This window comes from Nocardia jiangsuensis, from assembly GCF_042650385.1.
Taxonomy (GTDB): Bacteria; Actinomycetota; Actinomycetes; order Mycobacteriales; family Mycobacteriaceae; genus Nocardia; species Nocardia jiangsuensis.
Map to the genome: position 1 here is coordinate 140,689 of NZ_JBHSAX010000023.1, position 21,363 is coordinate 162,051.

Sequence of the window (21,363 nt, forward strand, 5' to 3'; positions counted from 1 at the left end):
CGGAATCGCACAACCCGGGCGGCACCGCCCGTCCGGCAAATCTAGGCGACCGGCACCGTCCGTGCTGGCACAGTAACCGAACATTAATGCCGGACGGTTCCCGCCGGTGGCATTACGGTCTGCCGAGCGCGCGCTCGACCGCCCCGGTGAACTCGCTGGTGGTGGCGGTGCCACCGAGGTCGGGGGTGGCCACTCCGGCGGCGAGCACGGCGCCGAGCGCGGCCTCCAGCGCACCGGCCGCCGTCAGCACCCGTTGATCGGCGCCGCGCTCACCCAGCCGCCGCAGCAACAACGCAGCACTCCCTTGCAGCGCAACCGGATTCGCGATGCCGCGGCCGGCGATGTCCGGTGCGGCGCCGTGTACCGCCTGCGCCATGGCCTTGCGCGCCGAGCAGTTCACCGACGGCGCTATGCCGAGCGATCCGCTCAGCTCACCGGCGAGATCGGAGAGGATGTCGCCGAACAGGTTCTCGGTCACCAGCACGTCGTAGTCGGCGGGGGCGCGCACCAGGTGCGCCGCGGCGGCGTCGACGTGCTCGTCGGTCACCGTGACGTCCGGGTACTCCGCGGCGATCTCGTAGCAGACCGACCGGAACAGCCCCATGGTCAGCGGGAGCACATTGGCCTTGTGCACGATGGTCAGCCGCCCGCGCCGCGCCCGCGCGGCCCGGAGCGCCTCGTGCGCGATGGCGGTGCTGCCCGCCCTGGTGATCAGCCCGACCGAGAGCGCGACGTCCGGGGTCGGGGCGAATTCCCCCGACCCGATCGCCATGTTCCGGTCGGCGTAGAAGCCCTCGGTGTTCTCCCGCACGATCACCAGGTCGATATCGGGGGCCGCCGCCCGCACGCCGGGATACGCCCTGGCCGGGCGGATATTGGCGAAGAGCCGGAAGTGCCTGCGGATCCTGCCGCTGGGCGGGTCGGCATGCCCGCCGGGGTAGGAGGCATTGTCGTGCGGACCGAGGATCCAGGCGTCCAGCCGCTCCAGCTCGCGCAGCGTCCGCTCCGGCACCGCGTCGCCGAACTCGTCCAGCGCCGCGCGCCCGAACGGCAGCGGCACCCACTCCACCGGCGGCACCCCCGCCGCGCCGAGCGCCGCGTCGACCACCGTCGTGGTGGCCGCCACCACCTCCGGCCCGATCCCGTCGCCGTCCAATACGCCGAGCCGCAGCCCGCCCTCCGTGCTCCCGCTCACCCGTTCATCGTGGCGCGCGGTTCCGGCGCGCGGGTTCGCGGGGTCGGTTACCGTCGGACGATCATGGTGCAGTCCGTCGAACTGCTGCTGGACGCGGCGGCCGAGTCCGCGGTGCGGGCGCAGTGGCGGGCGCTCGCCGCCGCCGGGCTGCCGAGCCAGGCCGCGCACACCGGGGCCTCGAACCGGCCGCACATCACCGCCGCGGTCGCCGCCGAGCTGACCCCCGAGGCCGAGGCCGCGCTGTCCGAGCTGGAGTTCGAGCCGTTTCCGATCACGCTGGGCAGCCCGGTGGTTTTCGGCACCCGGCGGCTGATCCTGGTGCGGCTGGTGATCCCGACCCGGGCGCTGCTCGCGCTGCACCGCCGGATACACGTCGCTGTCGGCGGCGCGCCCGGCATTCTGCAGAACTCGGAACCGGACTCCTGGACCCCGCACGTGACGCTGGCCAGGCGGCTGCCGCCGGAGCTGCTCGGCGCGGCGGTCGGGCTGATCGCGGCCGACGGTGATTCCCCGGCGACGGTGGTGGGTATTCGCCGATGGGACGGCGTTCGGCGCCGCGAGTGGACTGTCCGTGGAACATAGAACGGTAGGCCCGCGTTACAGCAGGCACACGCAACGAGAGGACGACATGGCCACCCAGACGCTGACCCAGCAGAACTTCGACGAGGTTGTGACCGGGAACGACGTGGTACTCGTCGATTTCTGGGCCTCGTGGTGCGGTCCGTGCAAGAGCTTCGCGCCCACCTTCGAGGCGTCCGCGGACAAGCACCCCGACGTGGTGCACGGCAAGGTGGACACCGAGGCCGAGCAGAGCCTCGCCGCCGCCGCCAACATCCGCTCGATCCCGACGATCATGGCCTTCCGCGAGGGCGTGCTCGTCTTCGCGCAGCCCGGCGCGCTGCCCCCGGCCGCGCTGGAGGACCTGGTCTCCCAGGTGAAGGCGCTGGACATGGACGACGTGCGCAAACAGCTCGCGGAGCAGCAGCCCGCCGAGTAGGCGCGCGCACCGACGACGAGGGCCGCTCACGATCCGTGAGCGGCCCTCGGTTCGTTCGGGAGGCGCCGGTCAGGCACCGAGCCCGTTCACGCCCGCGATCATGGCGCGGACGGTGGATTCCAGGCCGTCGTCGGCGAGCGCGGCGCCCCAGCCCCTGCGGCCGTTCAGCTCGCAGCGGACGAAGGTCGCGGTTCCGGCGGCGGTCGTGCGCTGGTGGAACTGCAGGAGCTCGACCGGGTACCCCTCGCTGTAGAGGGCGGAGGTCAGCGCGGCCACCGGGCTGCCGGTGGCGACCACGCTGCGCAGCCGGTCGGCGAATTCGATGGTGGCGGTGAAGCAGGCGCTGCGGCTGTCCGCGGGCGACCAGTCGCCCAGCCGGATCGGGCCCTGCTCAGCGCAGTAGCGGGCGCGGAAGTCGGAGTCGGTGAGACCGGCGCACTCGGCCCGAAGGGCGGCGGGGGCGGCGGTCCGGAAGGTATCGATGTCGAGAGTCAACATGGTCATGGCAGGTTCGGTCTTCCCGGAGAGTGTGTCCGAATGAAACAGGGGTGACCAGCGGTAACGTTCGAGGTAAGCCCGCAGCGAGGGGGCTGGTCCGGATCAGACCTCGCTACGGCGAGCTACTACGAGCAGTCGCCGCGCCACCATCGCGGTGAGCGGAATGCGCGCGGCGCGATCGCGGTCTGCGATATCGAGCGCTGCGGCGCGGTGGCGGGCGGGGTACGGCACGGCTTTCACAATAGGGATGTCGTCCGGGGATGGCAACCGCGTTAACACCCCGTGTCCGCGCTACCCGCAAGTAGTGTTCGCGCAGCTCACGGCGGTGCTGTGCGCGGGGTCACGCGCACGGCGCGGTAGTGCGCGGCGCGCATGAGGGCCGCGCGGTCCGATCCGGACCCGCACCCGGCGGCCCGGGGCTCCGCAACTCATGCGCCATCCGGTCGAACGTCGCACCGGTCACAGTGCGGAACCGCCGGTTCACCCCGCGCGTCCAACCCAGTGTCGGACGGCGTAGCCGGCGTCGTGCCGAAAGAAGAAGTCCGCGAATCGCTTTCGCGGGCAAGGCCGTGGGGGAAGAGAAGAGCGAGCATGATCCAGCCGACCGACGACACAGTGCGCGCCGAACACCATCTGACGGAGCTCCTCGGGCCGGGGCTGACGTTCCGCTCGGTGCCCTTCGAGCGCGGCTGGGTCTGCACGCCGCTCCCCGAGGAGGCGGCGGCACTGCGCTTCGTGGTCGACTCGGCCAGCGGGGAGGTCTACGAGTACACCGCGCTCGGCGAGTACGAGGTGGCCGCCGATTACAGCGCGGCGGGCGAGAGCGGCCGGGAGCCGCGCGGGGTCCGGATCCACCCGGTGCGCTGGCGGGTCGAGTACGAGCTCGGCAACGGTGACGACCGCTCCGCCCGCTACCTGGTCGCGGCCCGCTGCACCGGCCGCTCCCCCGAGCCGGACGAGGATTTCGAGCTGACCCTCGACCTGGACACCAACCGCTACCAGCCGGCCGGGACGGCGGCCTGGCAGGTCTGGGTCCGGGTGGTGCAGCAGCACCGCGCCGACGGCGCCTGGCCCGCGCGGGGCACGCTGGAGTTCTGACACGGACCGGCCCGCGCGAGCCGGGGGCTCGCGCGGGCCGGTCGCCGCGCGCGAGGGGTCAGACGACCTCGTTCAGCTTGCCGGTGGCGACGTCGACGACGAAGCCGCGGATGGCGTCCCTGTGCGGGATGTACGGGCTCGCCTCGATCCGCGCGACGGACTGCCGCAGGTCGGTGTCCAGACCGCCGAACGCCTGCGACCGGATCTCGTCCGCGGTGACGCGCCGCCGGCGTTGCGGATGACGTGCGGAAAGGGGGTCAGTGCGCGGCGGCGTTCCAGCTGCGTCCGGTGCCGACCGAGACGTCCAGCGGCACCGACATCTCGAGCACCGCCGACATCTCCTCGCGGGCCAGCCGCTCCAGCTCCGCCCGCTCGCCGTCGGCGACCTCGAAGACCAGCTCGTCGTGGATCTGCAGCAGCATCCGCGAGCGCAGCCCGGCGGCCTCGATCGCATTGTGCACATTGATCATGGCGACCTTGATGATGTCGGCGGCGGTGCCCTGGATCGGCGCGTTCAGCGCCATCCGCTCGGCGGCCTCGCGGCGCTGCCGATTGCTGGTGTCCAGATCGGGCAGGTAGCGGCGGCGGCCGAAGAGCGTCTGCGTGTAGCCGACCTTGCGGGCCTGCTCCACCACCTCGTACAGGTAGTCCCTGATCCGGCCGAAGCGGGCGAAGTAGGTCTCCATCTGCTCCTTCGCCTCGGCGGTGCTGATCTTGAGCTGCGCGGAGAGGCCGAAGGCGCTGAGCCCGTAGGCCAGGCCGTAGGACATGGCCTTGATCCGCCGCCGCATCTCCGGGTGCACCTCGGAGATCGGGATGTCGAAGGCCTTCGACGCCACGAAGGTGTGCAGGTCCTCGCCGGAGTTGAAGGCCTCGATCAGCCCCTCGTCGCCGGAGAGGTGCGCCATGATCCGCATCTCGATCTGGCTGTAGTCGGCGGTCATCAGCTCGGCGTAGCCCGCGCCGACGACGAAGGTGTCGCGGATCTGCCTGCCGGTGTCGGTGCGGATCGGGATGTTCTGCAGGTTGGGCTCGGTGGACGACAGCCTGCCGGTGGCGGCGATGGTCTGGTTGAAGGTGGTGTGGATGCGGCCGTCGTCGGCGACCGACTTGAGCAGCCCGTCCACCGTGACCTTGAGCCGGGTGGCGTCCCGGTGCGCGAGCAGGTGCTCCAGGAAGGGGTGCTCGGTCTTCTCGAAGAGCGATTCCAGCGCGTCGGCGTCGGTGGTGTAGCCGGTCTTGGTGCGCTTGGTCTTCGGCATGTCCAGCTCGTCGAAGAGCACCACCTGCAGCTGCTTCGGTGAGCCGAGGTTGATCTGCTTGCCGATCACGCCGTACGCCGCCTCGGCGGCGTCGTTCACCTTGTCCGCGAAGGTGCGCTGCAGCGTGCCGAGCTGGTCGGTGTCGACCGCGATGCCGGACTCCTCCAGGGTGGCGAGCACGCCGAGCAGCGGCAGCTCCATCTCGGTGAGCAGCGGCACCGACTCGATCTTCGCCAGCTCCTCGTCCAGCGCGTCGGCCAGGTCGGCGACGGCGCGGGCGCGCAGCATCTCGGCGGTGGCCAGCTCGACGTCGGCGGCGTCCTCGGAGTCCAGCAGCGAGAGCTGCGGGGTCTCGTCCACCTCGGCGCGCAGCTCGCGGCGCAGGTAGCGCAGCGAGAGATCGTCCAGGTTGAAGCTGCGCTGCCCCGGGCGCACCAGGTAGGCGGCGAGCGCGGTGTCGGTGGCGAGGCCACCGAGGCTCCAGCCGCGGCCGCGCAGCGCGTGGATGGCGGCCTTCGCCTCGTGCAGCGCCTTCGGCACCGCCGGGTCGGCCAGCCAGGCGCCGAGCGCGGCCTCGTCCTCCGGGGTGAGCACCGTCGTGTCGATGTAGCCGCCCTCGCCGTCCGCCGCGGCGATGGCGAGCGCGCGCACGTCACCGGCGGCCGGGCTGCCGCTGCCGACCACCGAGAGGCCGTGCCGCGCACCGGCTTTCGCGTGCTCGGCGAGCCACTCGCCGACCGCGCCGACCTCCAGCGCACCGCCGCTGATCTCGAAGCCGGATTCGGCCTCCGGCTCCGGCGGGGCCAGCGTCTCGAAGATCCGGTCGCGCAGCACCCGGAACTCCAGGTCGTCGAAGAGCTGGTGGATCCGGTTCCGATCCCACGGCGCCTTGGCCAGCTGCTCTGGGGTGTACGGCAGCGGGACGTCCTTCACCATCTCGGTGAGCTGCCGGTTCAGCACCACGCTGCTCAGGTTGGCGCGCAGTGCCTCGCCGACCTTGCCCTTGACCTCGTCCACCCGGTCGACCAGCGCGGCCAGGTCGCCGTATTCGCGGATCCACTTGGCCGCGGTCTTCTCGCCGACGCCGGGGATGCCGGGCAGGTTGTCGCTCGGGTCGCCGCGCAGCGCCGCGTAGTCCGGGTACTGGGCGGGGGTGAGGCCGTACTTGGCCTGCACCTCCTCGGGGGTGAAGCGGGTCAGGTCGGAGACGCCCTTGCGCGGGTAGAGCACGGTGACGTCGTCGTTCACCAGCTGGATGGCGTCGCGGTCGCCGGTGACGACCAGGATCCGGAAGCCGTCGCGCAGCGCCTGGGTGGTGATGGTGGCGATCACGTCGTCGGCCTCGTAGCCCTCGATCGCCATCACCGGGATGCCGAGCGCGGCGAGCACGTCCTTGGTCAGCTCGACCTGGCCGCGGAACTCGTCCGGGGTGGCGCTGCGGTTGGCCTTGTACTCCGGGTACGCCTCGGTGCGGAACGTCGCGCGGGAGACGTCGAAGGCGGCGGCCACGTGCGTCGGCTTCTCGTCCCTGAGCAGGTTGATCAGCATGGCGGTGAAGCCGTAGACGGCGTTCGTGGTCTGCCCGGTGACGGTCTTGAAATTCTCCGCGGGCAGCGCGAAGAAGGCGCGGTAGGCGATCGAGTGCCCGTCCAGCAGCAGCAACGTCGGCCGGTCACCGCCCGCGGTCGGGGCGGCGGCGGAGGTGGCTGGCTGCGTGGTCGGTGAAGTCACACCGTGAGTCTAGGGACCGGCTCCGACATCGGAGGCCGGGACCCGCGCGGCTCAGCCGACGTGCGGCGCGGCCGCGTACCAGCTGTTGCACTCCCAGGTGTCGCCGGTGTCCGAACCCCAGCGCCACCAGCCCCACACCGACTCCCCGCTGCCGAGCAGCCGCGGCTCGCCGGGCCGGTCGCCGCTGGTCCGGACCGCGCTCGCGGCCTCGTCCCAGGTGCGCCGATCGATGTCGCCGCGGCCGTGGTTGGTGCCGAGGAACATGCCGGAGAAGCACCATGCCTGCAGGTCGAGCCTGCGGCTCTGCTCCTGGCCGCGCTCGGAGCTCCAGCCTGCCGCGGTGCGCGCGTCGGTGTAGGCGCGCACCACGCCGACCAGCTGCTGCACGTGGTGGCCGTACTCGTGGCCGAGCACCGCGAGCTGGGTGCCGAGCCGGGAACCGGCGCCGAGCGGCCGCAGCGCCTCGGCGGGGACGACGATGCTCTCCTCGGCCGGACAGTAGAACGGCCGGTCGGCCGGGCCTGGCAGCCGGTCCGGGCACGCACTGCGGGCCCCGGCCGCGGGCAGCGCCAGCCGCGGCGGACGGAAGGGCAGCCCGGCATTGCGCAGCGTCACCGCCCAGCTGTCGTCCAGGCAGTCCAGCGTCGCCCGCAGGAACGCCTCGGCGCCGCGCGGCTCGTCGTGCCAGGGCGGCAGCTCGCAGCTGATCCTGGCCAGCCCGGCGTGCCTGGCCAGCAGGGGGTGGTCGGCGAGCGCGAAGACCGGGCGCGGGTCGGGGGCGCCGGGCCCCGCGCGCAGCGGCACCCCGGCCAGCGGCAGCTCGGCCACCGGTGGCGCGTCGTCACCGGCCGGGCGACCGGCCTCGTCGAGCAGGCCCGCGAAGCCGGGGCCCGCCGGGACGCCGCGCGCCGCGCGCAGCTCGGTCGGCGGCTCCACGGTCCGGTGCGCGGGCCGGGAGACCCCGGCGGCCAGCACCAGCCCGATCACCGCCGCACCCGCCGCGAGGGCGATCAACCGGCGCGGCCGGCTCCACCACGGCACGCTCATCGTTCCCCCTCGCTCCGTGGTGGCACCGGCGCCGTTGCCCGCGCCACCGGCTCCATGGAAGCGGAGCGCCGTGCGCACCGCAAGCGCCTCCGGAGCGGCCGCTGCCGCGCCGCGACCGCCGCGTCGCCGCCCTGCGCGGCGGAAGACCCCGCGGAGCAGGCTCTTTCACCGCGCGGCCGCGGCGGACCCGGCTCAGCCGACGCCGAGGTACGCCGATTTCACGGCGGGATCGGTGAGCAGCTCGCGGCCGCCGCCGGTCTTGGTCACCTCGCCGGTCTCCAGGATGTAGGCGCGGGTGCTGCGCGCCAGCGCCTGCTGCGCGTTCTGCTCGACCAGCAGCACCGTCGTCCCCTCGGCGTTGATCTGTCCGATGATCCGGAAGATCTGCTGGATCACCATGGGGGCCAGCCCCATCGACGGCTCGTCCAGCAGCAGCAGCCGCGGCCGCGCCATCAGCGAGCGGCCGATGGCGAGCATCTGCTGCTCGCCGCCGGAGAGCGTGCCGCCGACCTGCTTGCGCCGTTCGGCCAGCCGCGGGAAGAGCTCGAACACCCAGTCCAGGGTCTTCGCGTACTCGGCCTTCTCCTTGAAGGGCCGGGCGTAGCACCCCATCTCGAGGTTCTCGACCACCGTCATGCCGGGGAAGACGCCGCGCCCCTCCGGCGCCTGGATGAGCCCGCGCCCCACCCGCTCGTGCGCCTTGACGTGCGTGATGTCCTCGCCGTCGAAGACCACCCGGCCACCGGTGAGCGGCAGCAGCCCGGAGAGCGCGCGCATGGTGGTGGTCTTGCCCGCGCCGTTGGCGCCGAGCAGTGTCACCAGCTCACCCTGCCTGACCTGCAGCGAGACCCCGTGCAGCGCCTGGATCCTGCCGTAGTTCACCACCATGTCGGTGACTTCGAGCAGCACGTCCGTGTCACCCATCACTGCCCCCCTTCTTCGTCGTCGGGCACGCCGAGGTAGGCCGCGATCACGTCCGGGTTCTCCCGGATCTCGGCGGGCAGCCCGTCGGCGATCTTGCGGCCGAACTCCAGCACCACGATCCGGTCGGTCACGCCCATCACCAGCCGCATGTCGTGCTCGATGAGCAGCACGGTGAAGCCGTCGTCGCGGATCTTGCGGATCAGCTCCATGAGCGCCGACTTCTCGCTCGGGTTGAAGCCGGCGGCCGGCTCGTCCAGGCAGAGCAGCTTCGGCTCGGTGGCCAGCGCGCGGGCGATCTCCAGCCGGCGCTGGTCGCCGTAGGAGAGGTTGCGCGCCTTCTCCACCGCGCGCGGCGCGATCCCGACGAACTCGAGCAGCGCCATGCCGCGCTCGATGGCGTCGCGCTCCTCGCGGCGGTGCCGCGGGGTGCGGAAGATCGCGCCGGGCACCGAGGTCCTGTGCCTGGCATCGGTGCCGACCACCACGTTCTCCAGCGCGGTCATCTCGCCGAAGAGCCGGATGTTCTGGAAGGTGCGCGCGATGCCGAGCCGGGTGATGGCGTTGCGCTTGGTCTTGGTGAGCGGCTTGCCGTCGAAGTACACCGTGCCCGAGGTCGGCCGGTAGACCCCGCTGATGGCGTTGAAGCAGGTGGTCTTGCCCGCGCCGTTCGGCCCGATCAACCCGAGGATCTCGCCGCGGCGGATCTCGAAGTCGACGCTGTCCAGCGCGGTCAGCCCGCCGAACTTCACGGTCAGCCCGTCGGTGCGCAGCAGCGCCTCCCCGACCGGGGTGTCGATCGTCCGGCTCGGCGCCACCACCTCGGCGACCGCGTCGGGGTCGGCAAGCACCGGAAGCACCGCCGTCACCTCGACGTCGCCCGCGTACTCCACCGGCTCCGGCGGCTTGCGGTAGCCCGCGGACATGTCCTCGTTGTCGAACAGCGCGTCACCCGCACCGGGCCCGGTCATGCCCGTTCTCCGTTCGGTCCGGCGGCCGGTCTGCGGACCGCCTGGTAGATCTGGCGGCCGTAGGTGAGCAGCTTCTGCCGCGCCGGGAAGAGCCCCTGCGGCCGGAAGATCATCAGCACCACCAGGGTGATGCCGAAGAAGAGGTACTTGAAGTCGCCGAGCGACTGCGCGCCCTGCTGCTGGGTCACCAGCGTATCGCCGAGCACGACGAACAGCCCGACGAGCACCGCGATCGATCCGAGGACGTAGCCGTACCGCACCCCCGTCGACTCCTGGTGCCGCGCCCACTTCCGCCACCCGACGACGGCCGCGATCAGCACGACGATCGTGAGCGCGAGCAGCGCGTAGCCGGTGGCGCTCTGCTCCACCAGCTGCACCGACATCAGCCGGTTCGGCAGCCAGACGATGATGAAGGCGCCGACGATCACGCCGAGCTTGTTGCCCTGCCCGCCGATCACCACCGCGCAGAGGAAGAGCATCGAGTTGATGATGTTGAAGCCGGTCGGGTTGATGAACTGCACCTGGCCCGCGTAGAGCGCGCCGGAGAGCCCGCCGATGGCGGCGCCGATCATGAAGGCCCAGAGCTTGAACTTGAAGGCGGGCACCCCCATGACCTCGGCGGCGTCCTCGTCCTCGCGGATCGCCACCCAGGCGCGGCCGACCCGGCTGCGCTCCAGGTTGCCGACGATCAGCAGCACGATGATCACCAGGATCATGCCGATCCAGAACCACCAGACCCCGGAGTTCGCCTTGTCCAGCAGGTTCGACGAGTTCGAGTCGCCGACATTGCCCGAGGAGAAGTAGCCGTTCGGCTGCTCCGCCGATTCGCCGACCCGCGGGTAGGCGATCCCGGAGAGGCCGAGGCTGCCGTTGGTGACGTCGCCGAGGTTGTCGGCGAGCAGCCGGACGATCTCGCCGAAGCCGAGCGTCACGATGGCCAGGTAGTCGCCGCGCAGCCGGAGTGTGGGCGAGCCGAGGATCAGCCCGGACATCGCGGTCACCGCGACCGCGATCGGCACGCAGGCCAGCCAGGCCCAGTCCTCGTTCAGCCAGCCGCCGTCGGTCTGGTTCCACGGGCTGTTCGGGCTGGTCAGCAGCCCGACGGTGTAGGCGCCGACGGCGTAGAAGCCGACGTAGCCGAGGTCGAGCAGCCCGGCCTGGCCGACCACCACGTTGAGCCCGATGGCGATCAGCGCGTACATGGCGAACTGCGCCATGACCCCGCCGAAGCTGGTGCCCGGCGTGTTCAGGAAGGGCGGCGGGAAGAGCGGGAGCAGCGCGAGCACGATCAGCGCGGGCACGCCGACGGCCCACTGGGCGGGCCGGGAGAGCCCCGCCCACCAGGAGCGCAGCGCGTCGCCGACGCCGTGCATCGGGCGCGCCCGCGGTGCGGGCGCGGGCGAGCTGTCCTTCGGCGGCGCGGCCTGCTGGATCGGCAGGCGCTGCGTCGCCGGATCGTGGTCGGTCATACGCGTGCCTTCCCGAGACTCTCACCGAGGATGCCGGTCGGCCGGAACATCAGCACCAGCACCAGCACCACGAAGGCGACCACGTCGCGCCACTCGGTGCCGAAGAGGATCTGGCCGTAGTTCTCCGCGAGGCCGAGCAGCAGCCCGCCGAGCAGCGCGCCGCGCAGGTTGCCGATGCCGCCGAGCACCGCGGCGCTGAACGCCTTGATGCCGAGCACGAAACCGCCGGAGTAGATGATGCCGTTCGGGATCTTGAGCGCGTAGAGCAGCGCGGCGGCGCCGGCGAGGACCCCGCCGATCAGGAAGGTCAGCATGATGACGCGCTCCCGGGAGACGCCCATCAGGGTCGCGGTGTCCGGGTCCTGCGCGACCGCGCGGATACCGCGGCCGAACTTGGTCCGGTTGATCACGATCTCGGTCGCGATCGCCAGGATCACCGCGGCGGCGATGATCACCAGCGTCACATTGGTGACGTCGGCGCCGCCGAAGCTGAACTGCACCTCCGGCTCGACCAGCATGATCGGCTGCTGGGCATTGGTGCCGCCCAGCCCCGGCCAGATCTCCGGGAGCACGAAGTGCACGAACTCCTGCAGCACGAACGACATGCCGATCGCGGTGATCAGGAAGATCAGCGGTTTCGCCCCGCGCCTGCGCAGCGGCCGGTAGGCCACCCGCTCCAGCCCGACCGCGGCGGCGCCGGAGACCGCCATGCCGAAGATCATCGCCAGCCCCAGGTAGGTGACGGTGAGCAGGATGCCCTGCGAGTAGACGTCACCGCTGGGCCCGAAGCCGAGCAGCATGAGCCCGATGTACTGCCCGAACAGCCCGAGCATGAAGACCTCGGAGTGGGCGAAGTTGATCAGCCGCAGCACGCCGTAGACCAGCGTGTAGCCGACGGCGACCAGCGCGTAGATCGCACCGTAGGACAGCCCGTCGACGGTGAGCCGCCAGAACTGGTCGATCACGCCCTCGTAGTTGAAGTCGATCGACCCGTCGGCGAGGTGGGCCGCGCCGAGCAGAGTTGATGTCGTCATTCGTAATTCGCCCTCATCTTCACCCTCACGGATTCGGCCCCGGACGAAACGGCACGTACGCCCCCCGGCAGGGTTCGCACGTGCCGTTTCGCCGGTCGTCCGGCTACTTGACCTCGTAGATCCAGATCAGCGCGTTGGACAGTTCACCGTTCGGATTCCACTTGTACTGGCGGGCCAGGCCCGCGCCGTCGTACGTCTTCACGTAGTCGAGCAGGGCGGGCCTGGTGACCGCGCCGCCGTCGATGCCCTTGGCCAGGATCGTGGTCAGGTCGTAGGCCTCGACCGAGTACACGCCCGGCGCCTGGCCGTTCAGCGCCTCGTACTCCTTGGCGAAGGTCTCCGGCGCCGGGCCGCACGGGCAGGAGAGCACCGCGCCCTTGGCCGAGCTGCCCGCCTGCGCGACGAACTGCGGGTCGTTGGTGCCGTCCGCGGAGACGAAGACCGCGTCCACGCCGCCCGACTTCAGCTGCTGGGCCAGCGGGGCGCCCTCGGAGTAGTAGCCCGAGTAGAAGATGGCGTCCGGCGCGGCGGCCGAGATCTGGGTGACGGTGGCCGAGAAGTCCTTGTCGCCCTTCTTGATGCTGGCGGCGCAGGCCGGGTCGGCGGCGGCGCCGAGGCCGGCCGTGATGCTCTTGGCCAGGCCGGTGCCGTAGTCGGTGTTGTCCTGCACGACGCAGACCTTCTTGTACCCGGCGGTGTTCACCAGGTAGTTCGCCACCGAGGGGCCCTGCACGTCGTCGTTGGCCAGACCGCGGAAGAAGGTCTGCCAGCCGTTCGCGGTGAGCGTGGCATTGGTCGCCGACGAGGTGACCGAGACCAGCCCGGCGTCGCTGAGGATCTGGCCGGTCGCCTTGGTCTCGCCGGAGAAGGCCGGGCCGACCAGTCCGATCACCGTCGGATCGTTGACGACCTGCGGGATCACCTGGGACGCCTTCTGCGGGTCACCCTCGGTGTCGAACTGCTTCAGCGCGATCTGACAACCCGGGTTCGCCTTGTTGTGCTGGTCCAGCGCCAGCTTCACCCCGTTGACGATGTTGATGCCGAGCGCCGCGTCCGGGCCGGTGAGCGCGCCTGCCATGGCGATCGAGGTGCCCGCCGGGCAGGTGGCGCCGCCCGCGCCTGCCGGATCGGCCGCCGTGGCCGCGTCCGCCTTCGGGATCTCCTTGCCCTGCGCGTCGACCTGCAGCACGGGCTGGATCGACAACCCGCCCGCACCCGCGGTGCCGGACGAATCCGCACCGTCGCTCGTCGACTTGTCGCCACATCCGGTCAGCACCAGCGCGGCGACGGCACCGAATGCCAGCACGCCGCGCGTGGAGCGCCTTCGCCATGTCGAACTCAGCACGCGTCTCACCTCTACGTTCCTGTGTTCCCCCGGTCGGACCGGGGAGGCCGACCGCGTCAGCCCGGTCAGAAACATAGCGTCGGTACGATGGATCCGCATCACAATCGCTACATGAAGACGACTTCGTGTCGAATTGTTCTCGCAGTTCAGGTTTCCGGCACGTAAAATTTCCGGCCGCGACGGCGGGATTTCCCCGCCACGATTCCGCGGACGCGTCGCTCAGCCCCCTGACACGCGTTCCGCGGGTATCGAAAATGCAGCGCAGATCACTGCGGCGCGAGATTCTCCAGCACGACCTCCGCGACCGCCTTCATGGTGGTGCGCCGATCCATCGCGGTGCGCTGGATCCACTTGAACGCCTGCGGCTCGGACAGCCCCTGGGTCTGCATCAGCACGCCCTTGGCGCGCTCGACCAATTTGCGGGTCTCCAGCCGCTCGGAGAGGTTCGCCACCTCGCTCTCCAGCGCGGTGATCTCGTGGAAGCGGCTCGCCGCCAGCTCGATGGCCGGAACCAGGTCGGACTTCGTGAACGGCTTCACCAGGTAGGCCATCGCCCCGGCGTCGCGCGCCCGCTCCACCAGGTCGCGCTGGCTGAATGCGGTCAGGATCACAACCGGCGCAACACGTTTCGACGCGATCTCGGCGGCGGCGTCGATCCCGTCCCGGCGCGGCATCTTGACGTCCATGATCACCAGATCGGGTTTCTGCTCCACCGCGAGGTCGACCGCCTGCTGCCCGTCACCGGCCTCGCCGACCACCTCGTAGCCCTCTTCGGTGAGCATCTCGACCAGGTCCATCCTGATGAGCGTCTCGTCCTCGGCGACGACGACCCGCTTCGCACCGGTGTCCCGCGTCGGGCCGGCGCCCCCTGCTGTAGTGCTCATTGGTAGACCCCTCTGGTTCCGCATGCGAGTGCTGTAGAGAGTACCGTTCAGCTCGCCGGACAACCCATATACCCTGCGCGAACCCCGCCCCGCCCCGCCGTTTCGCGGGCGGGGGCGCCGAGCGGCTATAGTCGCTTCCGGTGCGCCGGGTTGGCGGAACTGGCAGACGCGACGGTCTCAAAAACCGTTGCCCGAAAGGGCGTGTGGGTTCGAGTCCCACACTCGGCACCACGGCGGGCCCCGGAATTTCGATTTCGGGCGTTGTCGCTTTACGCGTTCACCGGGGTGGTGCTGCGGAACGTCGGCGACCCGAGAACGTCGCGGTGACGAACAGAATTCCGAACACGACGTAGAAGATGGCCCAGAAGACCCAGCCCCATCCCGCAGATGCGGCCTGGACAAGACAGTGGACAGTCAGCCAGACGAGTACACCCGCCGGGGCGAGGAGAGCCAGACCTGCCACCGGGATGACGGCTGGGCTGACATCTTGCCGGGCGAGCTCGTCGAGGGCCGGACGGTCGACTCCCCCGATGGCGTCCAGCCTCGACTGGAGGTAGCGCATCGTAGTCTGATTCGCTCCCGCCGATTTGGCCGCGACAAGCGCTATGGAAACAAGCACCCAGATCGGCAGCGGGACCATGGCTATACGGAATCCGTGAAAATCACCGGAGTGATTGCTGACGACGGTGAGCAGCACGCCCGAGAACGCGAAGGCTATGGTGTAGATACCAACGATTCCCGCCTGGATCGCGCTGTCCCGCTGCGCTGCGGCGGCGTAGAGAGTCGCTATGGCCGACAACCGTGCCTGGCCATCCCTCTGGAGCACCGAATCATCCACCGCTCGATGGAACCCCATGGCGTCGAGGTCGGGCAAGAACGCATGGTCTGATGCGGCCGAAGCGCGCGCGACCGCCGGCCGAGCCTCTGCCGATGCATTGCCTGCGGGGTGCGGCGGCGCCGGGTCGGCGGGAAGCCAGCCGATTGTTCGGCGCCGCTTCCGACCGATACAAACCCCCGGGAAGGGTTTCCCAGGGGGCGTGTACGGGATCCGACCTGCGGATGAACAGTTGTCGGGTGGGGTGTGATTTCCCGCTGCGCGGGGTCGTGACAGCGCTGTGACCTGCATACCGTTGTCGTATGCACGTCCTGTTCGTCTGCAATGGCAACGTTTGCCGTTCGGCGATCGCCGAGCGGCTCACGCGCGCCCTCGCGGTCGACTACGAGTTGCCGCGGCTCACCGCGGAGAGCGCGGGGACGCGCGCGCTGGTCGGGTTTCCGGTGGAACCGCTGGCGGCGCAGACGATCTCCGGGCTGGGGGGCGATCCGGATGGGTTCCGGGCGCGGCGGCTGACGCCGGAGCTGGTGGATCGGGCGGATCTGATCCTGGCCATGACCGATCAGCTCCGGGATCAGGCGGGCGGGATGGGGTTCGGGGCGCCGGCGCGGAGCTTCACGCTGCTGGAGGCGCGGCGGATCGCGAAGCTGACGGGGGCGCGGACGATCGGCGAATTGCATGCCGCGCGTAACGATCTGGCGTACGTGCACCGGGAGAACATCGCCGATCCGGTCGGGCTCTCGGCGCAGTCGTACTGCGAGGTGGGTGATCGGATCGCGGAGGCGGTGGTGCCGCTGCTGCTCGCGCTCGCGCCGTACGAGCAGGCGCGGCCGGTGGAGGAGGTCCAGCTGGGGCTGGTGATCCGGCCGCAGCCGCAGGCACCGCTCTCGGCGTTCCTCGCCGCCAACCGCACCCGGTGAGCGGCCGGCCGCGGCGACGGTGGCCGCCGCGCCCGCACCCGGCGGCACCACACCCGCGCCGCGACGACCGCCGCTCCGGCGTGGTGCCGGTTCCAGCCGAAGGCCCCGGCGCTACACTCCCCGCGGACGAGCCCTGCGCCGCTTCCGGCGCGCCCCGAGGACAGGAATCAGGCATGCCGAAGCGGATTTCGGATGTTTCGCTCCACGTCTACCTCACCCCCGAGACCCTCGACCACGTGGTGCGCGCGGTGCGCGACGCGGTCGACACCCACCTGGCGGAGCGGGACGTCTTCGCCTGGCGCTTCACCCTGCCGGTCGATGCCGACGACCCGCGCCATGCGGCCCTGGAAACCCGGTGGCGCACCGACAACCCGGGGCTCGACCCGGGGGCGCGCGGTAGCTACGAGATCGCGCTGAGCCTGGTCGGCGCACCGGCCGAGCTCACCGACGACGACATCGCCGCGCTGGAGCACAAGCTGCTGCTCGCGCTCTACGCGGCGCCGCGCGACGAGCCGGAGATCCCGTTCACGCTCAGCGCCACCCAGCGCACCGACGTCGACCTGGACACCGACCGAGAGCGGATCTGACCGGCGCCGTCGCCTACTCCCCTAGTTCTTCGGCCGACGCGGCGGGAAGTGCCGGATCACACCCTCCTGCACGGTGGTCGCGAGCAACTCACCGGTGCGCGCGTAGAACCGCCCGGTGGCGAGCCCGCGCGACCCCGCCGCCACCGGTGACTCGGTGGCGTACAGCGTCCACTCGTCGAAGCGGAACGGCCGGTGGAACCAGATGGAGTGGTTCACCGTCGCCGCGACGATCCGATCCAGCCCCCACGAGAGCCCGTGCGTGGTGATGATGGAATCCAGCACGGTGGTGTCCGACGAGTAGCCGAGCGTCGCGTTGTGCAGCAGCGGATCGTCCGGCAGCGTGCCGTCGGCCTTCATCCAGACCCGGTTGTGGTTGAGCTTCTCCCCGGTGCCCTTGAGGATCCAGGACGGGTCGTTGGTGTAGCGGAGGTCGATCGGCCGCGGGGCGTTCACGAACATCTCCAGCTTGTCCTCGAACCCGGCGAAGCTCTGCTCGATGCGCGGCAGGCTCTCCGGATCGGGCACGTCGGGGCGCTCGTGCGCGTGCTCCAGCCCGCGCCCCCACTCCTGGAACGCCGCGAGCATGACGAACAGCTCCTGGCCGTCCTGGCTCGCGGTGACCGTGCGGTTGGCGAAGGCGCGCCCGTCGCGGTGCCGCTCGACGTGGTACTCGATCGGCTTCTTGACGTCACCGCCCCGCACGAAGTGCGCGTTCACCGCGTGCACCGGGCGATCACCGACGGTGCGGCCCGCGGCGATGATGGCCTGCGAGACCAGCTGGCCGCCGAAGGTCCGGCTCCACACCTTCGCCGGGTGCTGCCCGACGAACACGTCCCCCCCGACCTCCTCGAGGTCGAGGAGGTCGAGCAGCACGGCGAGATCGGTCCCGATCTCGGTCCCGGCCGTCACCGCACCGGGAACCGCCGGGGTCACAGCCGCACACCGCCCGTCGCCGGGACGGACATGGCAGCGGATAGGTCACTCACTAATGGTCCTCCTCACCGATCCGGTGTACGTGGATCAGGTTAGTGGAACCGACGGTTCCGGGCGGGGAGCCGGCCACGATGACCACCAGGTCACCCCGCTGGTAGCGGCCGAGGGTGAGCAGCGCGGCGTCCACCTGCTTGATCATGGCGTCGGTGCTGTGCACCGTCGGGACCAGGAACGTTTCCGTTCCCCAGGTCAGCGAGAGCTGGCTGCGCACCTCCGGGAGCGGGGTGAAGGCGAGCAGCGGCAGCGGGGTGTGCAGCCGCGCGAGACGGCGCACGGTGTCACCCGACTGGGTGAAGGCGACCAGCGCCTTGGCGTTCAGCCGCTCGCCGATGTCGCGCGCGGCGTAGGAGATGACGCCGCGCTTGGTGCGCGGCACGTGGGTCAGCGGCGGCACCGTCGTCGACTCGGACTCCACCGCGTGCACGATCCGCGCCATGGTGCGCACGGTGTCGATCGGGTAGGCGCCGACCGAGGTCTCGCCGGAGAGCATGACCGCGTCCGCGCCGTCCAGCACCGCGTTGGCGACGTCCGAGGCCTCGGCCCTGGTCGGGCGGGAGTTCTCGATCATGGACTCCAGCATCTGGGTCGCCACGATCACCGGCTTGGCGTTCTCCCGCGCCATCTGGATGGCCCGCTTCTGCACCAGCGGCACCTGCTCCAGCGGCAGCTCGACGCCGAGGTCGCCGCGGGCGACCATGACGGCGTCGAAGGCGAGCACGACGGCCTCCAGGTTGTCGATGGCCTCCGGCTTCTCCAGCTTGCCGATCACCGGCACCCGGCGCCCGACCCGGTCCATGATGTCGTGCACCAGCTCGACGTCCGACGGCGAGCGCACGAAGGAGAGCGCGATGAAGTCGACGCCGAGCGCGAGGGCGAACTCCAGGTCCTCGATGTCCTTCTCGGAGAGCGCGGGCACCGAGACGTTCATGCCGGGCAGCGAGACGCCCTTGTTGTTGGAGACCGGGCCGCCCTCGGTGACCCGGCAGATCACGTCGTTGCCATCGACCCCGGTGACGGTGAGCCCGACCTTGCCGTCGTCGACCAGCAGCCGGTCACCCGCCTTGGCGTCCGCGGCGAGTTCCTTGTACGTGGTGGAGACCCGGTCGTGCGTGCCGTCGACCTCGTCGACGGTGATCCGCACCTCTTCCCCGGTGGCCCAGGTGGTGCGGCCCTCGGTGAACCGGCCGAGCCGGATCTTGGGCCCCTGTAGGTCGGCGAGGATGCCGACGGCGCGACCGGCGTGGTCGGAGGCCTGGCGAACCTTCTTGTAGTTCTCGGCGTGGTCCGCGTGCTCACCGTGGCTGAAGTTCAGCCGGGCAACGTCCATGCCGCTCTCGACGAGTTCGCGAATACGGTCCTCGGAGGCAGTGGCCGGTCCGAGAGTGCACACAATCTTCGTCCGTCGCATCACGGCGTCGAGACTAGTCCTGCCCGCGCCCTTCGCTCTCCTCGGCGCGGATGAAGCTCTCGTGAACTGGTGCTCACCGCGCGACGTGCCGGGAGAGCCGCGTCTCCAACCGGGTCTGGCCGAAGCCGAGCACCAGGCAGATGACCCAGTAGTACACCGCGGCCACGCCGTACAGCGCGAAGAAGTCGAAGGTCGGCGCCGCCGCCAGCTGGGCGGTCCTGAGCAGCTCGGTGACCAGGATCGTCGAGGCCAGCGAGGTGTCCTTGACCAGCGAGATCAGGGTGTTGCTGAGCGGGGGGACGGCGATCCGGGCGGCCTGCGGCAGGATCACCAGCCGCAGGATCTGCGGGTAGCGCAGCCCCACCGCCCAGGATGCCTCCCACTGCCCGTGCGCCACCGAGAGGATCGCCGCCCGCACCACCTCGGCCGCGTAGCCGCCGACATTGAGGCTGAACGCGATCACCGCGGCCGGGAAAGGGTCGATGACGATCCCGAACTGCGGCAGCGCGTAGAAGACGATGAAGAGCTGCACCAGCAGCGGCGTGCCGCGGATGATCGAGATGTAGACCCGGGCGGGCACCGAGAGCACCCACAGCGGCGACAACCTGGCCAGCGCGAGCAGCAGCGCGAGCACCAACCCGATGACGAAGCTGACGGCGGTGAGCGGGAGCGTCATGGTCACCGTGGCGCGCAGCATCGGCGCCAGGTTGTGCAGGATCAGCTCCCTGGTGGCGGGATCCATCCGGGGTCAGTTGCCCGCGGGGGCGCTGACGTCGGTGCCGAAGTACTTCTCCGAGATCCGCTTCAGGGTTCCGTCGGCGCGCAGCTCGTCCAGGGCGCGGTTCAGGTCGGCCAGCAGCGCGTCGTCCTTCCTGGTGGCGAAGGCCTGCTCGGTGGTGGAGCCGGTCTCGGCCGCCACCTTGACGCCGCTGTCGCCGGTGCGGGTGGTGTACTCGGCGACCGCGAGGTTGTCGTTGACGGTGGCGTCCACCCGGCCGTTCTTCAGCAGCTGCACGGCCTGCACGAAGCCCTCGACGGCCTCGACCTTCGCGCCGGCGTCGGTGGCGACCTGGTTCCAGTTGCTGGTGACCGACTGGGCGCTGGTCTTGCCGCGCAGGTCGGCGAGCGAGGTGATCGAGTTGTCGTCGGCGCGGGTGACGACGACGCCCTCGGAGACGGTGTACGGGGTGGAGATGCCGTACTTCCGGCTGCGCTCCGGGGTGACCGTCACCTGGTTGGCGACCACGTCGAAGCGGCGCGATTCCAGCCCGGCGAAGATGGCGTCCCACGGGGTCTGCACGAACTCGACCCGCTTGCCCAGCTTCTCGCCGACGGCCCGCGCGATCTCGACGTCGTAGCCGGTGAGCGCGCCGTCGGTGCCCTGGAAGCTGAAGGGCGCGTAGGTGCCCTCGGTGCCGACGCGGAGCACGTCGGGGTCGCTCGAGCCGCTACACGCCGTCAGGCCGGTGGCGGCGAGGACGGCGAGCAGAACGGCGGCGAACAGCCTGCGGCGCACGGCTGACCCCTTTCGACGGAGAGGCTCAGCCTATCGCTCCCCGGCCGGAAACGGCCCGAGACGCCACCGCGGGCGGCGGCGACGCCTCGGGAGGCGCGGAGTCAGTCCCGCAGCGGGCGGCCCTGGACGTCGGGCACCTTGCCCATGAGGATCATGATTCCGTCGATCAGCGGCCAGATCGCGCCGATGCCGCAGGTCACGATGCTCACCACGAGCTGGAGCACGCCGATCGTGGTGTAGCCGAGGTAGAACCGGCCGACCCCGAGGGAGCCGACGAAGATCTGCAGCAGGCCGGCGACGAGCTTCTGCTTGTCGGAGAACGGGGCGCCGTAGATGTCGCGGCCGTACGGGGCCTCCGGGTCGTTCGGGTTGTAACCCTGCGGCGGCGGAACCGGGTAGGCGCCCTGGTTCGCGTACGGGTCGGCGGGCTGGCCGTACTGCGGCTGCCCGTACTGCTGCGGCGGCTGGCCGTACTGCGGCTGGCCGTACTGCTGCTGGGGCTGACCGTACTGCTGCTGGCCGTACGGGTCCGACTGGGCGTACGGCTGCTGCGGCTGCTCGCCGGACTTGTTCAGGTCGGGGCCGGTGCCGGGCGGCCCGTACTGGGGGCCACCCGGATTGTTCTGATAGGGGTCGGTCACACGTCCTCCTC

Annotated in this window: 21 protein-coding genes and 1 tRNA gene; 6 read left to right on the plus strand and 16 right to left on the minus strand. The window is 70.7% G+C overall.

All coding sequences use genetic code 11. The annotated features are described in order from the left end of the window. Positions 1–112: 112 nt before the first annotated feature. Positions 113–1,195 carry an isocitrate/isopropylmalate dehydrogenase family protein gene (locus ACFO0B_RS28060; protein ID WP_378616097.1) on the minus strand — a complete coding sequence of 361 codons (1,083 nt, stop codon included), beginning with the start codon at positions 1,193–1,195 and terminating at the stop codon, positions 113–115. 63 nt (positions 1,196–1,258) lie between these two features. Here ACFO0B_RS28060 and ACFO0B_RS28065 point away from each other — a divergent pair, with 63 nt between their 5' ends. Next, positions 1,259–1,777: a 2'-5' RNA ligase family protein gene (locus tag ACFO0B_RS28065; protein ID WP_378616100.1), complete on the plus strand. Its 519-nt coding sequence runs from the start codon at positions 1,259–1,261 to the stop codon at positions 1,775–1,777. Positions 1,778–1,823: 46 nt separating this feature from the next. Then, a complete protein-coding gene (trxA, locus tag ACFO0B_RS28070; protein WP_233016870.1) occupies positions 1,824–2,192 on the plus strand; it encodes a thioredoxin in 369 nt (122 codons plus the stop codon). A 69-nt stretch (positions 2,193–2,261) separates the two neighbouring features. Here the strand turns inward: trxA and ACFO0B_RS28075 are convergent, their stop codons facing one another. After that, the gene (locus ACFO0B_RS28075; RefSeq protein WP_378616102.1) at positions 2,262–2,696 is read right to left on the minus strand and encodes a 2-keto-3-deoxygluconate kinase; all 435 of its coding nucleotides are present in this window, start codon (positions 2,694–2,696) and stop codon (positions 2,262–2,264) included. 585 nt (positions 2,697–3,281) lie between these two features. Here ACFO0B_RS28075 and ACFO0B_RS28080 point away from each other — a divergent pair. Then, positions 3,282–3,788 carry a hypothetical protein gene (locus tag ACFO0B_RS28080; RefSeq protein WP_378616104.1) on the plus strand — a complete coding sequence of 169 codons (507 nt, stop codon included), beginning with the start codon at positions 3,282–3,284 and terminating at the stop codon, positions 3,786–3,788. Between the two features lie 257 nt (positions 3,789–4,045). Here the strand turns inward: ACFO0B_RS28080 and polA are convergent, their stop codons facing one another. The 8 genes from polA to ACFO0B_RS28120 form a co-directional block, all read right to left on the minus strand. After that, entirely contained in the window at positions 4,046–6,781 is a 2,736-nt protein-coding gene (polA, locus tag ACFO0B_RS28085; protein ID WP_378616106.1) for a DNA polymerase I, read from the minus strand. A 51-nt stretch (positions 6,782–6,832) separates the two neighbouring features. Beyond that, complete coding sequence (locus ACFO0B_RS28090; RefSeq protein WP_378616108.1) at positions 6,833–7,828, minus strand: neutral zinc metallopeptidase; 996 nt, start codon at positions 7,826–7,828, stop codon at positions 6,833–6,835. Between the two features lie 192 nt (positions 7,829–8,020). Then, entirely contained in the window at positions 8,021–8,752 is a 732-nt protein-coding gene (locus tag ACFO0B_RS28095) for an ABC transporter ATP-binding protein (RefSeq protein WP_378616110.1), read from the minus strand. Next, entirely contained in the window at positions 8,752–9,720 is a 969-nt protein-coding gene (locus tag ACFO0B_RS28100) for an ABC transporter ATP-binding protein (protein WP_378616112.1), read from the minus strand. The genes ACFO0B_RS28095 and ACFO0B_RS28100 overlap by 1 nt, the downstream gene beginning before the upstream one ends. Further along, positions 9,717–11,093: a branched-chain amino acid ABC transporter permease gene (locus ACFO0B_RS28105; RefSeq protein WP_378616260.1), complete on the minus strand. Its 1,377-nt coding sequence runs from the start codon at positions 11,091–11,093 to the stop codon at positions 9,717–9,719. The genes ACFO0B_RS28100 and ACFO0B_RS28105 overlap by 4 nt, the downstream gene beginning before the upstream one ends. A gap of 92 nt (positions 11,094–11,185) precedes the next feature. Next, positions 11,186–12,223 carry a branched-chain amino acid ABC transporter permease gene (locus ACFO0B_RS28110; protein WP_378616114.1) on the minus strand — a complete coding sequence of 346 codons (1,038 nt, stop codon included), beginning with the start codon at positions 12,221–12,223 and terminating at the stop codon, positions 11,186–11,188. A 103-nt stretch (positions 12,224–12,326) separates the two neighbouring features. Continuing rightward, entirely contained in the window at positions 12,327–13,529 is a 1,203-nt protein-coding gene (locus ACFO0B_RS28115; RefSeq protein WP_378616262.1) for a branched-chain amino acid ABC transporter substrate-binding protein, read from the minus strand. A gap of 305 nt (positions 13,530–13,834) precedes the next feature. Continuing rightward, the gene (locus ACFO0B_RS28120) at positions 13,835–14,452 is read right to left on the minus strand and encodes an ANTAR domain-containing response regulator (protein WP_067655508.1); all 618 of its coding nucleotides are present in this window, start codon (positions 14,450–14,452) and stop codon (positions 13,835–13,837) included. A gap of 144 nt (positions 14,453–14,596) precedes the next feature. Here ACFO0B_RS28120 and ACFO0B_RS28125 point away from each other — a divergent pair. After that, a tRNA-Leu gene (locus tag ACFO0B_RS28125) sits at positions 14,597–14,683 on the plus strand. Between the two features lie 46 nt (positions 14,684–14,729). On the opposite strand, the gene ACFO0B_RS28130 is transcribed toward ACFO0B_RS28125, so the two are convergent. After that, on the minus strand, positions 14,730–15,326 hold the full coding sequence (locus tag ACFO0B_RS28130; protein WP_378616116.1) for a hypothetical protein: 597 nt from the start codon (positions 15,324–15,326) through the stop codon (positions 14,730–14,732). Between the two features lie 263 nt (positions 15,327–15,589). Between ACFO0B_RS28130 and ACFO0B_RS28135 the strand changes: the two genes are divergently transcribed. Continuing rightward, on the plus strand, positions 15,590–16,207 hold the full coding sequence (locus ACFO0B_RS28135) for an arsenate reductase/protein-tyrosine-phosphatase family protein (protein WP_378616118.1): 618 nt from the start codon (positions 15,590–15,592) through the stop codon (positions 16,205–16,207). Between the two features lie 173 nt (positions 16,208–16,380). After that, positions 16,381–16,794, plus strand: coding sequence for a hypothetical protein (locus tag ACFO0B_RS28140; protein ID WP_378616120.1), 414 nt, complete (start codon positions 16,381–16,383; stop codon positions 16,792–16,794). A gap of 21 nt (positions 16,795–16,815) precedes the next feature. Here the strand turns inward: ACFO0B_RS28140 and ACFO0B_RS28145 are convergent, their stop codons facing one another. From ACFO0B_RS28145 to ACFO0B_RS28165, 5 genes are all read right to left on the minus strand, one after another. After that, positions 16,816–17,727, minus strand: a complete 912-nt coding sequence (locus ACFO0B_RS28145) for an acyl-CoA thioesterase (protein ID WP_378616122.1) — start codon at positions 17,725–17,727, stop codon at positions 16,816–16,818. A 52-nt stretch (positions 17,728–17,779) separates the two neighbouring features. Further along, entirely contained in the window at positions 17,780–19,198 is a 1,419-nt protein-coding gene (pyk, locus tag ACFO0B_RS28150) for a pyruvate kinase (protein ID WP_378616124.1), read from the minus strand. A 70-nt stretch (positions 19,199–19,268) separates the two neighbouring features. Continuing rightward, the gene (locus ACFO0B_RS28155) at positions 19,269–19,937 is read right to left on the minus strand and encodes an amino acid ABC transporter permease (protein WP_378616126.1); all 669 of its coding nucleotides are present in this window, start codon (positions 19,935–19,937) and stop codon (positions 19,269–19,271) included. A gap of 6 nt (positions 19,938–19,943) precedes the next feature. Beyond that, the gene (locus ACFO0B_RS28160) at positions 19,944–20,711 is read right to left on the minus strand and encodes an amino acid ABC transporter substrate-binding protein (protein ID WP_378616128.1); all 768 of its coding nucleotides are present in this window, start codon (positions 20,709–20,711) and stop codon (positions 19,944–19,946) included. 101 nt (positions 20,712–20,812) lie between these two features. After that, positions 20,813–21,352 carry a TM2 domain-containing protein gene (locus tag ACFO0B_RS28165; RefSeq protein WP_378616130.1) on the minus strand — a complete coding sequence of 180 codons (540 nt, stop codon included), beginning with the start codon at positions 21,350–21,352 and terminating at the stop codon, positions 20,813–20,815. Positions 21,353–21,363 lie beyond the last annotated feature (11 nt).

What these genes read in the sequence shown, in the direction of transcription:
- ACFO0B_RS28065 (WP_378616100.1), top strand. Translation starts at nt 1,259, where the DNA reads ATGGTGCAGTCCGTCGAACTGCTGCTGGACGCGGCGGCCGAGTCCGCG.
- trxA (WP_233016870.1), top strand. Translation starts at nt 1,824, where the DNA reads ATGGCCACCCAGACGCTGACCCAGCAGAACTTCGACGAGGTTGTGACC.
- ACFO0B_RS28075 (WP_378616102.1), bottom strand. Translation starts at nt 2,696, where the DNA reads ATGACCATGTTGACTCTCGACATCGATACCTTCCGGACCGCCGCCCCC.
- ACFO0B_RS28080 (WP_378616104.1), top strand. Translation starts at nt 3,282, where the DNA reads ATGATCCAGCCGACCGACGACACAGTGCGCGCCGAACACCATCTGACG.
- ACFO0B_RS28090 (WP_378616108.1), bottom strand. Translation starts at nt 7,828, where the DNA reads ATGAGCGTGCCGTGGTGGAGCCGGCCGCGCCGGTTGATCGCCCTCGCG.
- ACFO0B_RS28095 (WP_378616110.1), bottom strand. Translation starts at nt 8,752, where the DNA reads ATGGGTGACACGGACGTGCTGCTCGAAGTCACCGACATGGTGGTGAAC.
- ACFO0B_RS28100 (WP_378616112.1), bottom strand. Translation starts at nt 9,720, where the DNA reads ATGACCGGGCCCGGTGCGGGTGACGCGCTGTTCGACAACGAGGACATG.
- ACFO0B_RS28105 (WP_378616260.1), bottom strand. Translation starts at nt 11,093, where the DNA reads ATGCACGGCGTCGGCGACGCGCTGCGCTCCTGGTGGGCGGGGCTCTCC.
- ACFO0B_RS28110 (WP_378616114.1), bottom strand. Translation starts at nt 12,223, where the DNA reads ATGACGACATCAACTCTGCTCGGCGCGGCCCACCTCGCCGACGGGTCG.
- ACFO0B_RS28120 (WP_067655508.1), bottom strand. Translation starts at nt 14,452, where the DNA reads ATGAGCACTACAGCAGGGGGCGCCGGCCCGACGCGGGACACCGGTGCG.
- ACFO0B_RS28135 (WP_378616118.1), top strand. Translation starts at nt 15,590, where the DNA reads ATGCACGTCCTGTTCGTCTGCAATGGCAACGTTTGCCGTTCGGCGATC.
- ACFO0B_RS28140 (WP_378616120.1), top strand. Translation starts at nt 16,381, where the DNA reads ATGCCGAAGCGGATTTCGGATGTTTCGCTCCACGTCTACCTCACCCCC.
- ACFO0B_RS28155 (WP_378616126.1), bottom strand. Translation starts at nt 19,937, where the DNA reads ATGGATCCCGCCACCAGGGAGCTGATCCTGCACAACCTGGCGCCGATG.